The organism is Flavobacterium erciyesense (assembly GCF_018069925.1).
Lineage (GTDB): Bacteria > Bacteroidota > Bacteroidia > Flavobacteriales > Flavobacteriaceae > Flavobacterium > Flavobacterium erciyesense.
In genome coordinates this window covers 1-16,225 of sequence record NZ_JAGPXB010000006.1, presented here as the reverse complement: position 1 = coordinate 16,225, position 16,225 = coordinate 1, and the positions used below count along the sequence as shown (strand labels likewise).

Below are 16,225 nucleotides of genomic sequence, written 5' to 3'. Positions count from 1 at the left end.
CTGTTTTAAGTTGAAAAGTTTTTGAAATTAAAAATTATATTTTAGGTCCAAAAACGGTATTAAAATTCGTTTGTATTTGTGTTTGTATGGCTGCAACTGTTGTGTTTTTATAACGTGCAGCGAGTTCGTAAACAGCCTCAATTCCCTCTTCGACGGTATCTGTTTCTAGGAAGAAACGATCGTTGGGGATGCTTGTAAAAACTTCTTCCAGTGCGGGGTTGCGCAGTAAATATTTACCAAATGAAATGTAAAAACCATTGTCAAGCAGTTGCTGTGCTACCGCTTTATTTTTTGAAAAACCATGTATGATCAAATGAACGGTAATTTGCAGCTTTTTTTTGATGGAAACAACTTCTTGAAACGCTGCTACACAATGAATAATGACCGGCTTGTTGTATTTTTGAGCAAGCAGCAATTGGGTTTCAAAAACTTGTTGTTGTAATGGTAAAGGCATTTCGATGCGTTTGTCAAGTCCGCACTCACCTACTGCCCAACAATTGGGTTGGCTCATACTTTTTTGCATGATATCAAAATCTGCAGCAAGGCGCGTTTCGTTAATATACCAAGGATGAATGCCAATTGAGTACTGTGGTATTGCCTCATTCAATTCCTGCGGATATTGATTGACCAACTCTACAATATGCGTTTGCTTGCTCCAAAGGTGTGTATGTGCATTAAAAAACTCCATTAGTCGTGAAACTTTTTTACGCCAGCCGTAATCGAAACATCCAAATCATTTTCTAAAGGTACTATTGGGCAAGAATATTTTGAATTGTAGGCGCAATACGGATTGTAAGCGGTGTTAAAATCGATCGCTATTTTTTTCCCTTTTGGAATCTTTAAATCAACATACCTACCGCCAATATAGGTTTCACGACCCGATGTACGATCAGAAAAAGGTAAAAACAAATAGTCTTTGTATTTTGCTTGCTTGGCAAGTTCCAAATTGCGGTATACGTTTAGCTTAAGTTTTCTGCCTTCCAATTCAAAATGCAATTCACCATATTTAACATACAAAGGTTGTCTGCTTGTGGTGGTTTTCATAGCAAAAGGAACTGCATTTTGTGTTTTTACCAAAGTTGCTTGTACAAAAAAAGAAGCATTGGCCGGAAAAAAATCAAGCGATTTGAACTTGGCTCGGTCTTCTGTTGTAAGCGGACTCGTGGCTGCATCAGCAAATTCGGTATTCATTTTTTTCTGAAACTGAGCTACAGCGGTGGCTTGATACGACTTTTGAGCGAATGCAAAAGTACACATCCAAAAAAGCAGAAAAGTGAAAAGTGTTTTCAAAGGTTTGATTTTGATGCAAAAATAGTCTAAAAGTTAGAATACCACAACGAAAAGTAACTGGTAGAAATGACTACCGAAGACCGAAACCCTAGCCCAGATAGCAGCGAAAATCCTTTTATTTTTTTTCTTTAAAAAAATAAAAGATTGTAGCGAATAGCTGGAAAAAGCTCCTGAAAAACATCGTAAATTTGCAACTCACAATTCTAGGCTATGCTGCAAACTGCTTTTACACGCTACATCAATAATTTTAGAGGATTTACCAGAGAAGTTTGGATTTTGACGCTAATTACCTTCATCAATAGGGCCGGCACGATGGTTTTGCCGTTTTTATCAAAATATTTAAAAGAGGATTTACAATTTTCATACGAGCAAGTGGGCTGGATTATGGTCGCTTTCGGCTTTGGTTCGATGTTAGGTTCATGGTTGGGCGGAAAATTATCTGATAAAATTGGTTTTTACAAAATCATGGTTTTCAGCTTATTTACCAGCGGATTACTGCTGTTTGCGGTGCAATTCGTGCGTACATTTTGGGGACTTTGTTTGAGTATGTTTTGCATTATGACGGTTGCTGATATGTTTAGACCCGCCATGTTTGTATCACTCGCCACCTACGCAAAGCCCGAAAACCGCACCAGAGCGCTCACTTTAGTTCGATTGGCCGTAAATTTAGGATTCACCGCAGGACCAGCGCTGGGCGGATTAATCATTATGAATTTGGGATACAGCGGACTTTTTTGGGTTGATGGTAGTTCTTGTATTATCTCGATTTTGATTTTTTGGTTGCTCGTGAAAGAGCGCAAAAAACCAGCAGATTTGGAAACAGATCAGGCCGAAACTGATTTGCCAACTTCGGTTTTCAAAGATCAAATTTTTTGGATATTTCTGTTTGTGTGTTTTGTCACCGCAGTACTATTTTTTCAACTTTTCACCACTTTACCTTTGTACCACAACGAAAAATTTGGCCTGACCGAGTTTCAAAGTGGTTTGTTACTGTCTTTAAACGGCTTACTGATTTTCTTTCTCGAAATGCCAATTGTTAGCTACAGTCAGCGTAAAAACATTGACAAGCTCAAAATTATTTTGTGGGGTTCCTTACTTATGGCGCTTAGTTTTTATGTGTTATTAATTCATTTTTGGGCAGGAATCCTAGTTGTAAGTATTCTATTTATCACGTTTGGCGAAATGTTTATTTTTCCCTTTTCCAACTCGTTTGCTCTGAGTCGCGCTCCGAAAGGTCACGAAGGACGCTACATGGCGCTGTTTACCATGAGTTTTAGTTTGGCGCACATTGCGAGTTCTAAAACGGGACTCGAAATTATTGCCTCGTATGGTTATCAAGCCAATTGGTTTTTTATGGGCACATTGGGCATTTTGGCCGTTGCAGGTTGCGTTTGGGTGCAAAAAATGGTTCAGAAAGAAAAAACAACTGTAAAATAAAATCCTTTTAAAAATTGGGGCGTGCCCCCATTACAGCAAAGGGGCTACTCATAATTATTTTGAGTAGCCCCTTTGCTGTTATGGCGTCGGGCTATCTGCACCGCTGCGGCGGTTTGCTCCTATCCCTCACGCAAACCCGTTTCCAGAAACCCATTTAAATCTATCAAAACGTTTTCAATTTCAAAACACTACTAAAAAAACAAGTATTCGATTAAATAACAAGCTCTTAACTACAAAAAAAATACCAAAAACTAAAAATTTAGTTAAATAACTATAAAAATAGTTTGCAAACTAGGAATATAGTTGTACGTTTGAATCAAATAAAAACATCATGCAAAAACTTACTAACAAAGAAGAAGAAATCATGCACATTGTTTGGAAGCTACAAAAAGCTTTCGTGAAAGACATTATGAATGAAATTACCGAAGACCAACCGCATTACAATACATTATCAACTATAGTTCGTAATCTTGAAGAAAAAGGATATGTATCGCACACCGCCTATGGCAATTCGCATCAGTATTTCCCAACAGTGAGCCTCGAAGAATACCGTAAGCGTTTTATGCATACCGCAATTGATACGTTTTTTAACAGCTCGTATAAAAATATGGTTTCCCATTTTGCACAAGAAGAAAAAATTTCGGCAGCTGAGTTGCGTGAAATTTTAAATATGATTGAGCAACAAGAACAAAACAGCTAGTCGTTTACCCACTATTTTCTAAAACCAAAAATAAAAATGGAACCACTTCAACTCTACTTCATTAAAGCCAGCGGCTTACTAGCATTGTTTTTTGCAGTGTATTACGTGTTGCTCCGCAAAGAGACGTTTTTTACTGGAAATCGATGGTTTTTATTAGTAGGTTTAGTGACTTCGGCCGTATTTCCGTTGCTTACTTACACGGAAATTATTTGGGTAGATTCCAATCCAAACCCTATTGATTGGACAAATCTTCCGGTGCGCGACTACAAAACCGAAGCTCCTCCCACAATTAATTGGTGGCTTATTAGCAGTATTTGCTATGGTTTGGGAGTTTTATATTTAGCTGGAAAGTTTATTTTAGACATATACAAACTTCAGCGAATTCTAAAAATGCATGTCTCAGAAAAAATAAAGGGTTTCACTTTTGTAGATACAACTGAAAACACAGCGCCTTTCTCCTTTTTTAAAACAATAGTGTACAATTCATCACTGTACAGCGCTAATGAACTCAATAATATAATTGCACACGAAAAAGTTCACAGCGCCCAATACCACTCGGCTGACGTTTTATTGAGCCGCATTTTTTGTATTGTTTTTTGGTTTAATCCGCTTGTGTGGCTTTACAAAAAAGCGATGGTGCAAAATTTAGAATTCATTGCAGATCATCATGCAATTCAAAAAACAACTAACAAAAAAGAATACCAATTCACACTTTTAAAAATTACAACACACCAAAATTGTGTTGCGCTTACCAATCCTTTTTATCAATCATTAATCAAAAAACGAATCGTTATGTTAAACAAAAATCAATCAAAAAAATGGAATTCTTGGAAATACACCACAGTTATTCCTGCCTTAGTCGCCTTTTTTGTATTATTTCAAATTGAAGTACTTGCGCAAGAGAAAACTAGTACAACAATTAGTTCTAACACAAAAAATCAAAACACTAGTACTCTTGCCGTATCAGATACTGTGAAAAAAGGTAAAACAAGCGAATTAGTATCAAAAAATCTTCCTGAAATTACAGATGAAAACACCAGTATTTTTATCAACGGAAAAAAGGTAACCAAAAAAGAATTGGACAGCACAAACCCGAACGATATTGCAACTGTTAATGTTGAAAAAAATAATGATAAATCTGTTATTAAAATTTTCACCAAGGAAAGCTCAAGCACAATCGGAAGCGGAAACATATTTTCGTCGAATGAAGTAAGTCTAGACCGCATTGATCCAAATAATCTATCCGTCGTTAAAAAAGAAAACAACGTAACTGTTATTAAACAGATTAGAACTGAAAAAAATGGCATCCCTGAAGATACTGAGGTGTTCGTAAATGACAAACGTGTGAGTGCCCTAGAAGCGGAAAGTTTACTACCTAGCGCAATCACAAGCGTAAATGTTACTAAAGACGAACAAGGAAAAAGAAATTCTATCCGAATTATTACCAAAAATTACATCGGCGAACATGGTAGCGTAATAGAGCGCCCTCAGCCACCAGTACCTCCAGTAGCGCCGAAGTTTAATTTCATAACACCAAAAGCGCCTATTTTTCCAGCTGCACCAAAAGCACCATCAGGAGTTCGTAACTACAAAAACGAAAAAGAATGGGCTGAATTTGATAAAAAAATGAAAGCCTTTGATAAAAAAATGGAAGCCATGGAACCACAAATGAAAGCTTTTGAAAAAAAAATGGAGGAATTTGAAAAACAAATGAAACCATTTAACGAGGAAATGGAAGAGTTCGAAAAGAAAATGAAAGATTTCGAAAAAGCAATGGAAGTCTTTGAAGCAAAACAAAAGAAGAATGATTAATTGTTATACAAAGACAGTCTTAATCCAAGACTGTCTTTTTTTATACCTTTGCCTCAAAAAAATAACAGATGTACAAAGTTTTAGCTCAAATCAATAAAATAGTGTTACCAAGTTTCACCAAACGCGGAACGGACATCTCTAAAGCCAAAAAATGGCAGCTTGCCGTATTGGCCTACCGTTATTATGTTACTACGCGTGCGTTGCGCTAATACGTTAGCACTGCAAAAGTGTCGTAATTTTTAATTTTGTCGCGACCATTTAAAAAAGACAACTCCATTAAAAAATTACACTGCACCACAATTCCGCCTAATCGTTCTACTAATTCGCATACGGCTGCAGCAGTTCCGCCAGTAGCCAAAACATCATCATGAATAAGCACGCGGTCGCCTTTTTTGATAGCATCAATGTGAATTTCTAACGAATCGGTGCCATATTCCAGTGCATATGTAGCCGAAATTGTTTCATAAGGCAACTTTTTAGGCTTTCGAACCGGAACAAAACCCACATTTAATTGTTGAGCCAGCAACGTTCCGAAAAAGAAACCTCTACTTTCAACACCAATTACGGTTGTAATTTGCAAATCTTTTACAGCATTGACTAGTTCTTCAAGACATTTTTGTGTTGCCTGAGGATCTAAAAGCAGCGGAGTGATATCTTTAAACACAATTTCTTTTTTAGGAAAACCCTGAATATCACGGATGTAATTTTTTAAGTTCATTTTTTTTTATTTTTTTACAATTTTACGCTTGCAAATTACACATTTATGCCTATATTTGCACCCGCAAGCAAGACAATTAGTCGCTTTGCAAAAGGCCTCGTGGCGCAACTGAATAGCGCACTTGATTACGGCTCAAGAGGTTACTGGTTTGAATCCAGTCGAGGTCACAAAACCCCAGCATTTGTTGGGGTTTTTTTATGTTTATACTTTTCGGAACCTCTATTTTTACTTTGTACTTATCTAAAATACAAATAGCGAATCTTATAAAATCACCCACCTTCCTTTTTCAAGAAACTAGATATATACTTTTACAATCTAGAACTCTACTTGTATTCGACACTAGATGTTTAAAAATAAAAAAGCAAACATTATATAACCAATACTATATTTTATTGTAATTTTGTATGACAAAGCAATCATTAATACTTAATTAATAACATTATGAATGATAAACCATACATAGATTGGATTGCAATGAGTGATTTGGCTTTATCACAAACGATTGGAGCATTTGTAAAACACCATCGCTTGTCACAAAATAAAACGCAAGAGGAAATCGCGCAAGCTGCCAACATCAGCCGCTCTACCCTAAGTTTATTAGAAAAAGGCGGAACAGTTACACTTCCAACACTTTTGCAAGTACTTCGTGTTTTGGATTTATTATACGTCTTGAATTCATTTACAATTCAAGAACAAATAAGTCCGTTACAACTTGCCAAGCAAGAAAAACAAAAAAGACAACGCGCCAGAAATAACAATACAGATAATTCATCAAATTCTACTTGGTAATGATAACAACTGCTTTTGTCAAAATTTGGGGAACCACTGTAGGAGCGATTGCATGGAATGCAACAACCGGCTTGGCTAGTTTTGAATACGATCCGAAATTTGTTGCTACTAAAACCGATTTAGCTCCATTGAAAATGCCAATTAATAACGCTACTAATCGTATTTTTTCGTTTCCAGAATTACAACAAATCAAAACTTTTAAAGGATTACCTGGCTTGCTAGCCGACGTTTTACCCGATGATTACGGAAATCAATTAATCAATAGTTGGCTTGCACAAAATGGTCGTCCTGAAAACAGTATGAATCCTGTGGAGCTTTTGTGTTTTATTGGCACTCGTGGTATGGGCGCTTTAGAATTTGAGCCATCGCAACTACAACCTACCAAAAGAGCTTTTGATATAGAAATTGATAGTTTGATTCAGATTTCTCAAAAAATGCTTTCCCGTAGAGACGAATTTGAAACTAATTTAACTCAAGACGAACAAAAAGCCATGCTCGATATTCTTAAAATAGGAACTTCGGCAGGAGGCGCAAGACCAAAAGCGATCATTGCCTACAATTCAAAAACAGGACAAGTCAAATCTGGTCAAACCAATGCTCCAAATGGTTTTGAACATTGGTTAATAAAACTTGATACGGTGAGCGATGTACAATTTGGCGAAAGCACAGGCTACGGCCGTATTGAACTAGCGTACTATTATATGGCTAAAGCTTGTGGAATTGACATGATGGAGTCGCGTTTACTTGAAGAAAATAACCGAGCGCATTTTATGACCAAGCGCTTTGATCGTGAAGGAGGCCAGCAAAAGCATCACATTCAGACCTTGTGCGCCATGCAGCATTACGATTTCAATCAAATAAACAGTTTTAGTTACGAGCAACTTTTTCAAACCATGCGTTTGTTGCGCCTGCCCTATCCGCAAGCCGAGCAATTATTTCGCAGAATGGTTTTTAATGTAATTGCTAGAAATTGCGACGATCATACTAAAAATTTTGCTTTTCGACTGCAACAAGGCGGTAGTTGGGAACTTGCTCCCGCGTACGATATTTGTTTTGCGTACCGCCCAGACAGCGAATGGGTGAGCCAACACAATTTAAGCATTAACGGCAAACGAAAAGATTTTCAGAGGGATGATCTTTTACAAGTTGCTAAATCAATGAATATCAAAAAAGCAACTAATATTATAGACCAAATTCAATTGAAAGTTGCTAATTGGTACACTTTTGCCGATCAAGCTCAAGTTGATCCAAAATTCAAAGAACGTATTGGCAATTACCACTTGAAACTATAACTTACATAAAATGATAAGTCGCACTCAATTGTCCTTGCCATCTTGAATTCAAATTATCAACAAACCATGGTTTACCTTGTGGATTTTTAAATTGAAAAACAGGCTGTTGATTTTCGATACGCACAAAATCAAGTAAGGCATAACCCGAATTATTAATGTTAGGAACATAGACTTGAGTTCCCCAATTTTTAGAAATTAAATTCGCAACATTAAAAACATCAAGACCAAATTCGAGTTTGTTTTTAAAGAGTTTTGTTTCAAAAATAACTTTCAAATCAACCTGATGATTCCAAGGCGTGCGCGCCGCATTACGATTGGCATAACTACCACGATTTTTACGCAAGTAATCGTTTTGATTAATGTACGCATCCAACTGTAACCATTGGTCTGCAGCCGAAACTACCACTTGATTGCTACTATTTACTATGTTTTGCAATCTAATTTCCGATTGGTCTCTAGGTATATAAAGAATATCATTTTTTGCCGATCCATCACGGTTTACGTCACCTTCGTACACAAAACTAAACGGACTTCCTGATCTTCCGTTATACAAAAGCCCAAATTTTAAAGTGCTTGATTTGATTGGAAGATCATAAAAATGATAAGAAACTATTTTGTGACGCAAATCAAAATTAGATGCTGTCAACTCTGGCGAATTGGCTACTAAAGCCTGATTCCATTCAAAATTAGCCGCATGTGAGTTACGGTTGGTGCTCGAAATATCCTTACTCACGCCATAGGTATATCCTAAAAATCCATTGTAGCGTTCCTCTGTTTTGGTCAAGCCAAAAGTAAGATTGTATCGGTAGCCTTGGGAAGTATTGGTTAACAAAAATACATTCGTAAAGTTCGGATTGATCTTTATGCTTTCTGCCGAAGTGTTGTAATACGGACGATTGTCAGCTCCTGCAAAATTACTTTTTTGATCTTCTTTACGGTTGATGGATTGAAACAATAAACCATCTAAAGTTTTGGTGTAGGTAGCCTCAATATTTAAAGCAAAATTATTTTTTAAAGCTACGTCAAGAGATACATTCGATTTCCAATCTCGAGGTAAATTAAAATTGTTGTCTATCAAATTCACTTCTGTTAATCTTCTGCTTTGTAACGGTGCTAGTTGACTCAAATCTTCATTTAAATCCAAGCTACCTGTTGGTCGGTAATCGATATTAAAATATTTGGTTCCCGAGATATAGTATTCATAGGCGTACCAAACAAATGGCATTCGCCCTGTAAAAAGTCCTGTTCCTCCTTTTAAATTGTACTTCCCAGCCGAATCAATTGTATAATTAAAATTAAAACGAGGATTGATTATTGGCCTACTATTTATCTTATTTTGGTAGCCAGCAAATTCAGGAGTATTTTTGATGTCATCAGAAACTGGAAACGGTGTTGGTGTATTTTGCCAGTCCAATCTAAATCCAGCAAGAATCGAAAACTTTTTTGAAAGTCTAATTTCATCTTGCACATAAGCGCTTGATAAAAGAACCGAATAATCAGCAGATGGTGTTCTTTTATTCAACTCAAAATCATTGTTCTCAATATTGTAGACGCCTCTTACACGATTTGGTTGATCGTTGAGAAAATCAGCAACTGAATTGTATTGCCATCTTCCGTTAAAGGCAGTTAAAAAACGATATTCAATAGCATTGATTTCTGTTGATGCTCCTGCTGTAAATTTATGATTTTTCACATAATAGGTTACATTATCGGTTAATTGAATGGTGTTTAAAGTTAATCCATAAACAGATGCCTCGCGATACGTTCCTGCAAAAATAGTATTAGCAGTATTGTCTAAAATTTCAATATGCGGGAATACGCGTCCGGAATAAGTTCGATCATCATTAACAGTAGATAACGAAACGGTCAACTTATTAGACAAAGCATTTGAAAATTTACTTTTTAATTCTGCTACAATACTATTTGTGGTAGAGTTATGACGGTAACCTTGATTGGTGAAATTGTAAACTGTAGGTGTCCATTCTAGATTATCTGCAAATCCAGTAACAAAATTATTGCGAAGTGTGAGCTTGTGATTGTCTGAAATATTATAATCTAAACGCAGAAAGAGCTTGGTATTTTTTCGTTTAATTTGCGCATCAAGTGCTGTTCCGGGATCGTAATCGTATTTTGTTTTTAGTCGGTCCGCAATAATTGACACGGTTTCCGAATCTATATTTGAAGTGGCGCTGCCAGGCGCATTGAGCACTGTTTCATTGCGGTCACCAACTTCGGCATTAAAGAAGTAAAACAATTTGTTTTTGATTAGTTTACCGCCCAAACTTACACCGTAGGTATAATCAGTAAAAACGGCATTTTCTTGTCGAATACCATTGGCATGTGAACCAATTAAATTTCTATTTTTTACAAAAGTATACACCGAACCTTCGGTATTGTTAGAGCCACTTTTTGTTACCGCGTTTATACTGGCACCAGTAAAATTACCAAAGGTTACATCAAAAGGAGCTGTTTTTACAGACAAAGCACTGATGGCACCAAATCCAATTGGTTGTGTACCTGCTAAACCGCCTGGAGTTCCTGACGCAGTTGATCCCGCAGCACCGCTAGCCGGTTCCTGAAAACCAAGAACATCATTTGTTGAGCTACCATCAATAGACAAATTATTGAAGCGATAATTAGCACCTCCAAAAGAATTTAAATTGGCCTCTGGTAATAATCGTGTAGCATCTTGAATACTCCTGTTTGCGCTGGGCAGACTCGTTATCACCTCAATTTTTAATCTTTTTTCATTATTTTTTTTAGAGCCAGAATTAGAAACTACCGTAACTTCTTGAAGTTGTTGGGCATTCCCAATCAACTGCAAATCTTTTTTTGTTGCTTTTCCCAATAAAATTTGAATCGATTCTATTATTAACGCTTCGTAGCCATCGAGTACAATTTTAACCTGATAATCAGCTGCTGGCGGCAATTGATTGAACTCGTAATATCCATCACCTTGTGATAGCGTATTGTATTGAATTCCAGTACTTTTTTGTAGCACCGTGACAGCCACGGCTGGTAAAAAATTTCCTTGCGAATCAGTAATATTTCCTTTTAAAATTCCTGTGGTTTCTTGAGCACAAAGCATTAAAGAACAGCATAATAGGAAAAAAGTAAAAATGTTTTTCATGTAGCCTAATTTATATTTATGAAATATACGTAACTACTAATGAGAAAGTTGTATCTTTCAATCGTACTTTAACGATTAATATTTATATTAAAAATCACAACTAACTGATAAACAATAGATAAAACAACCAAAAAACATTTTAAAAATTAGATTTTATTCATCTAATAAATACGATTAATATGAAAGACAACAATACTTTTCATGCTTTAGAATTGGAATTATCACAAATGGCAAAATGTTTGTCGCATCCAGCACGCATTCAAATTATAACAATTCTATCTAAGCATAAAGACCGTACCTGTAAGGAATTGGTAGCAGAATTACCCCTTTCACAATCAACTGTATCCAAGCATTTGAATGACTTGTTAGAAGAAAAACTAATTTGTAGAAAATTTAGCGGAACACAATCGCTTTATACTTTGGAATGGAATAAATTGGAACGTCTTTTTACCATTTTTGATCGATTGAACAAAAGAACAATGATCAATCGACCTAAAAGGAATTGTTGTTGAGACATTGTTTGGTTATGACTTGGTAGTACGATTAGAAATAGTACAAAATCTTCGATGCACAATGCCAAATAATTACATCATAAAAAAACCATACTAGCGAAGTAGCTTTGATACACTGCTTCCCAATTTGGTTTTTCAATGCGAATCGAAAATTATTTAATTTCGACAATGATAAATTCGCTACGTCTATTTTGCTGATGTTCAGCTTCAGTACAAACTACATTATCTGCGCATTTATTAAGAAGTTGCGATTCACCATAGCCATAAGCTTTTAATCGGGTAGCGTCTACACCATATTTTATCAACCAATTTTTAGTTGAGTCGGCGCGTCTTTTAGATAAATTAAAATTATAGGCATCTGATAGTCTGCTGTCAGTATGGGATCGAATTTCGATTTTAACTCCTGGATTAGCCAATAAAAAATCTAATATCTTAGAAAGTTCGATTTCAGCATCCATGCGGATATCTGCTTTGTTGAAGTCAAAATAAATAGGATTAATTTTAAAAACTTTTGCTAAATCGTCACCAAGTCCCACTCTTTGAATACTCTCCTCAAGAACTATAGGCAAAAATGTTTCGCCTGATTGATCGCCTGTTGTAGCAGGTATTTCCTCAACATGGTAATTTTTTTTAGATAACTGCAAGTAATATTTTTGAGAACAGTCGACTACGCCAAAGTTAAATTTACCATCGGCATCGGTCATCATCGAGCGTTGGTTTTTATAATTATCATCATACAATACAATTTGCACACCCTCAATTGCTTTTTTGGTATTGCTATCTGTTACTACTCCCGCTAAAGTTTGCTCGCAAGCGGTCTGCAGAGGTTTAATCTCTTTGATGCGATAAATATCGTCACCACCTACTCCGCCATCTCTATTGGAGGTAACAAATCCTAGTTTGTTACTTGTATTAATAATGAAACCAAAATCATCCTTAGAGCTATTTAATGGGGCTCCTACATTTATAACTTCATCGTAAACTCCTTCTTTTTTACCTTTTGCAACGAAAACATCTAAGCCACCAAGTCCTGGATGCCCATCAGAGGCGAAATACAATTCATTTTCAGCAGAAATAAAGGGAAAAGTTTCTCTGCCTTCGGTATTAATTTTATTCCCTAGATTTTCCGGAGTTCCGAATGAACCATCAAATCCGATTGCTACCTTAAAAATATCCGATTGTCCAATAGTTCCAGGCATGTTTGAGGCAAAATAGAGTGTTTTTTCATCGGTGCTTAAAACAGGATGCGCTGTACTGTATTGATCACTGTTGAAGGGTAACTCAACAATATTTTTCCACTGTCCGTCAATCAGTTCGGCTTTATAGATTTTTAATAAAATGGTTGCATTGTTATCATTTCCTATTTTTCCGTTTACAAAATTGTTACGCGTAAAATATACTGTTTTACCATTTTTGGTAAATACAGGTGTAGACTCATGGTATCTGCTATTTAAATTGCCTTCCATAATTTTGGCTGAAGCCAAGGTTCCATCTGCATTTTTATTTGCTTCATAAAGATTGGTATATCCTTCACCTGTCCAAGGATCCATTTTATCCGATTTTGAACTAACATCTCTTCCAGTCGCAAAAATAACTTTATCTTGATGAAACGCAGATCCGTAATCTGAATATTTGCTATTAATACCTGCATTAGTAATATCATAGCGCCCAGAATTACTGCGAATAACAGCTAAGTAATCTTTTTGATTTACTGCTAATTTAGCTCGACTGTCGCTACTGTTTTGTGCTTTAAATTTTTCCATCATTTCATCTGCCTTGGCATACTCCGTAATTGCTTTGAGGGATTGCGCATAGCGGTAATACAATTCAGCGGATGCCGTACTAGGTGTCAAATCAAAAAATGCTTTATAATACTTAGCTGCGCTTTCAAAATCGGCGTTAAAATAACAACTGTTTGCTAATTTCAAAATTAAATCAGGTGATTTTAATCCTTTCGCATACAAACGTTCGTAGGTTTTTTTGGCATCTACGTAAGCGTAATTATCATAATCTGTAGCTGCTTTTTTTTCAGTGCTTTGCGCAGTGCTAATAACGGTACAACCAAAGACAAAAAGTGTAAAAAGTATATGTTGTTTAGGAAAGTTTTTCATCTTAAAAAAATCTTGGTGTTATTATTCTTCTATTGATTTTTGGCAACTCATAACGTAAAAAAAGTTCATGCGAACCTGAATTATAATTATTTAATTTGGTGGTTTCAAAATCATAGCTATAACCAATAAACCAATTTTTATTTACTTGAAAACCAGTCATTGCTGTAGCAGCTGCGTCTACACGATAGGCTAATCCCAAGGTGAATTTTTCCGAAAACATAACATTAGCAGAAAGGTCGACTTGCAAAGGTGCACCGGCAACTACTTTTGTCAGGAAACTAGGTTTTAGCTTTACATTCGAACTCAAATCAAAGACATAACCCCCAATAAAATAATAATGTAAACGATCAATTTCAATACCGCTAGTATTATCATCAAAATGTTTGGTTGCTAAAAAGTATGGAACAGAAGCTCCTAAGTACATTTTTTCAGAGAAAAAGAATAAGCCAGCTCCCACATTTGGTGAAAATTCATTGTCGATATTGTTTTGAAAAATTGGATTATTGACATTATATCGATTTAATTTTGTGTAATCCACATTCAATAAATCAACAGAACCTTTTAAACCAAAAGACAAGTCAAATTCTTCTGAAATCATTATTGTATACGACAAATCAACAGCTATGTTACTTTGATTTCCCGCACCAATTTTGTCATTCACCAAAGATAATCCATAACCCAATTTTGAGTTTTCAATTGGCGAATTTATTGAGGCAGCATAAGTTGTAGGAGCTCCTTCAAGTCCCATCCATTGTGTACGATGCAACCCGAATATACTTAGTGCACCTCTATTACCAGCATAGGCAGGATTGATGTTAATGGTATTGTACATGTAGTGCGTATATTGTGAGTCTTGTTGTGCAAATGAAGCACTACAAACAAAAACAAGCAGGATAAGTGTATGTATTTTTTTCATGGTTTTAGTTTTAGAAAAGTAAGCAATGCAAAAATTGGAGAGCAATGAAACTTTAATCGTTTTCTAAATGTAAATAGCCTGTTTTTTCTATTTTTTCACCTGTAAAATTGGTGTAATCAATCACATAAAAATAAGTTCCTGTCGGTAATCCTGAGGTCTGTTGTACAGTCACTCTACCTTCTGACATTCCTCTAAAAGCCTTCGTTGTATTATTGTAGCCTGCGATATCAAAGACTTTCACCCCCCAACGATCAAACACTTGCACCGTATTATTTGGGTAGCATTCAATTCCTTTGATGTATAAAATACGCTCAAAATCGTCACCAGTATTTGGCGATACGGCATTAAACACTTCTACAGCACAATTATTAATAGGCAACTCGGTAATTGTACACGTTAAGCAAGTCGGACTAACTGGACAAGTAACACAAGGCGTTGGATCTGTTGATGTGGCTGTCACTGTCATTCCTTGCTGGTTTGTTGCCGAAACTGTTGCCAAATTATATACTACGCCCGCACTTATGTCACTTTGTGTAATGAGATATGAAGCTGAGAAATTAGTACTATTTATTGCATTTACTGCCAGAGTTGGAATTGCTTGCCCAACAACAGTAACATTAGGATCAGAAACAATCACATTGCTCAAAGTTGTTTGTCCCGTATTTTGAACAGTAAATGTGTAATTAATTCTATCTCCAATATTTACGATTCCGTCATTGTTTGAATCCTCATATACACCCTCTTTTAAAAGGTTTATACTTGACACAGAATTTAAAATTGTTGTGGTTGGAGTATCATTAGTAATTGAAGTTCCTGAGGTGTCTTGAACAAGGACATTTTGTGGTGTACGACCCGTAGCCAGTGCTGAATTTACAACGTGGCCCGCATCGATATCAGCTTGGGTAATGGTATAGTTTTGTGTTAAAGTGCCACTGGCGTTTGGAGCCAAAGTACTCGGACTTACTGCAACATTGGTCATTCCTAATTTAGCATCGCTTACAACTGCATTGCTTAAAGTGGTATTACCCGTGTTGGTGATGGTGAAGGTGTACGTAATGGTATCGCCAACTTGTGCAGCTGTCGCATTGCCATTGTAAACGGCTGTTTTCACCAAAGCTACGCTTGATGTGCTTGGCGCAGACGGAACTGTCGTTACTGTAGGCGTATCATTCGTAGTTGTTGTTCCTGATGTATCTGAAACTGTCACATTTGATGGATCTGTAGCGCTTCCTATTGCTGAATTCGTTACCGTTCCGGCATTGATATCGGCTTGAGTAATCGTGTAGTTTTGTGTTAAAGTACCGCTGGCGTTTGGTGCCAAAGTACTCGGACTTACTGCAACATTGGTCATTCCTAATTTAGCATCGCTTACAACTGCATTGCTTAAAGTGGTATTACCCGTGTTGGTAATGGTAAAGGTGTACGTAATGGTATCGCCTACTTGAGCTGCTGTCGCATTGCCATTGTAAACGGCTGTTTTCACCAAAGCTACGCTTGATGTCTTTGGAAGATTGGTTA

14 protein-coding genes and 1 tRNA gene are annotated in these 16,225 nt (G+C 36.3%); 8 read left to right on the top strand and 7 right to left on the bottom strand.

Translation table 11 applies throughout. The features are described from left to right. Nucleotides 1-34 precede the first annotated feature (34 nt). Together KBJ98_RS08075 and KBJ98_RS08070 are read right to left on the bottom strand one after the other, a co-directional pair. Nucleotides 35-688 carry a TatD family hydrolase gene (locus tag KBJ98_RS08075; protein WP_210789335.1) on the bottom strand — a complete coding sequence of 218 codons (654 nt, stop codon included), beginning with the start codon at nt 686-688 and terminating at the stop codon, nt 35-37. Beyond that, a complete protein-coding gene (locus tag KBJ98_RS08070; protein ID WP_394369369.1) occupies nt 688-1,290 on the bottom strand; it encodes a DUF1684 domain-containing protein in 603 nt (200 codons plus the stop codon). The genes KBJ98_RS08075 and KBJ98_RS08070 overlap by 1 nt, the downstream gene beginning before the upstream one ends. A 210-nt stretch (nt 1,291-1,500) precedes the next feature. Here KBJ98_RS08070 and KBJ98_RS08065 point away from each other — a divergent pair, with 210 nt between their 5' ends. From KBJ98_RS08065 to KBJ98_RS08050, 4 genes are all read left to right on the top strand, one after another. Continuing rightward, nucleotides 1,501-2,727, top strand: coding sequence for an MDR family MFS transporter (locus tag KBJ98_RS08065; protein ID WP_210789333.1), 1,227 nt, complete (start codon nt 1,501-1,503; stop codon nt 2,725-2,727). A gap of 331 nt (nt 2,728-3,058) precedes the next feature. Further along, nucleotides 3,059-3,427, top strand: coding sequence for a BlaI/MecI/CopY family transcriptional regulator (locus KBJ98_RS08060; RefSeq protein WP_210789332.1), 369 nt, complete (start codon nt 3,059-3,061; stop codon nt 3,425-3,427). A gap of 36 nt (nt 3,428-3,463) precedes the next feature. Then, nucleotides 3,464-5,239, top strand: coding sequence for a M56 family metallopeptidase (locus KBJ98_RS08055; protein WP_210789331.1), 1,776 nt, complete (start codon nt 3,464-3,466; stop codon nt 5,237-5,239). A 68-nt stretch (nt 5,240-5,307) separates the two neighbouring features. Next, complete coding sequence (locus KBJ98_RS08050) at nt 5,308-5,448, top strand: SsrA-binding protein (protein WP_210789330.1); 141 nt, start codon at nt 5,308-5,310, stop codon at nt 5,446-5,448. Here the strand turns inward: KBJ98_RS08050 and KBJ98_RS08045 are convergent. Beyond that, nucleotides 5,445-5,957 (bottom strand): adenine phosphoribosyltransferase, encoded by a 513-nt coding sequence (locus KBJ98_RS08045; protein ID WP_210789329.1) that lies wholly within the window; start codon nt 5,955-5,957, stop codon nt 5,445-5,447. The genes KBJ98_RS08050 and KBJ98_RS08045 overlap by 4 nt on opposite strands. A 93-nt stretch (nt 5,958-6,050) precedes the next feature. On the opposite strand from KBJ98_RS08045, the gene KBJ98_RS08040 reads away from it, so the two are divergent. From KBJ98_RS08040 to KBJ98_RS08030, 3 genes are all read left to right on the top strand, one after another. Then, nucleotides 6,051-6,124: transfer RNA gene (locus tag KBJ98_RS08040), tRNA-Arg, on the top strand. Nucleotides 6,125-6,398: 274 nt separating this feature from the next. Continuing rightward, nucleotides 6,399-6,746, top strand: coding sequence for a helix-turn-helix domain-containing protein (locus KBJ98_RS08035; RefSeq protein WP_210789327.1), 348 nt, complete (start codon nt 6,399-6,401; stop codon nt 6,744-6,746). Next, complete coding sequence (locus KBJ98_RS08030) at nt 6,746-8,038, top strand: type II toxin-antitoxin system HipA family toxin (protein ID WP_210789325.1); 1,293 nt, start codon at nt 6,746-6,748, stop codon at nt 8,036-8,038. The genes KBJ98_RS08035 and KBJ98_RS08030 overlap by 1 nt, the downstream gene beginning before the upstream one ends. A 1-nt stretch (nt 8,039) precedes the next feature. Here KBJ98_RS08030 and KBJ98_RS08025 read toward each other — a convergent pair whose 3' ends face one another. Beyond that, the gene (locus KBJ98_RS08025; protein WP_210789323.1) at nt 8,040-11,168 is read right to left on the bottom strand and encodes a TonB-dependent receptor; all 3,129 of its coding nucleotides are present in this window, start codon (nt 11,166-11,168) and stop codon (nt 8,040-8,042) included. Nucleotides 11,169-11,347: 179 nt separating this feature from the next. On the opposite strand from KBJ98_RS08025, the gene KBJ98_RS08020 reads away from it, so the two are divergent. Next, nucleotides 11,348-11,680, top strand: a complete 333-nt coding sequence (locus KBJ98_RS08020; protein WP_210789321.1) for an ArsR/SmtB family transcription factor — start codon at nt 11,348-11,350, stop codon at nt 11,678-11,680. Between the two features lie 152 nt (nt 11,681-11,832). Here KBJ98_RS08020 and KBJ98_RS08015 read toward each other — a convergent pair whose 3' ends face one another. The 3 genes from KBJ98_RS08015 to KBJ98_RS08005 form a co-directional block, all read right to left on the bottom strand. Next, nucleotides 11,833-13,791 (bottom strand): OmpA family protein, encoded by a 1,959-nt coding sequence (locus tag KBJ98_RS08015; protein WP_210789319.1) that lies wholly within the window; start codon nt 13,789-13,791, stop codon nt 11,833-11,835. Nucleotide 13,792: 1 nt separating this feature from the next. Beyond that, nucleotides 13,793-14,707, bottom strand: a complete 915-nt coding sequence (locus tag KBJ98_RS08010) for a PorP/SprF family type IX secretion system membrane protein (protein ID WP_210789318.1) — start codon at nt 14,705-14,707, stop codon at nt 13,793-13,795. A 52-nt stretch (nt 14,708-14,759) separates the two neighbouring features. Beyond that, nucleotides 14,760-16,225: DUF7507 domain-containing protein (locus tag KBJ98_RS08005; protein ID WP_210789316.1), on the bottom strand; the 1,466-nt coding region annotated here is incomplete at its 5' end.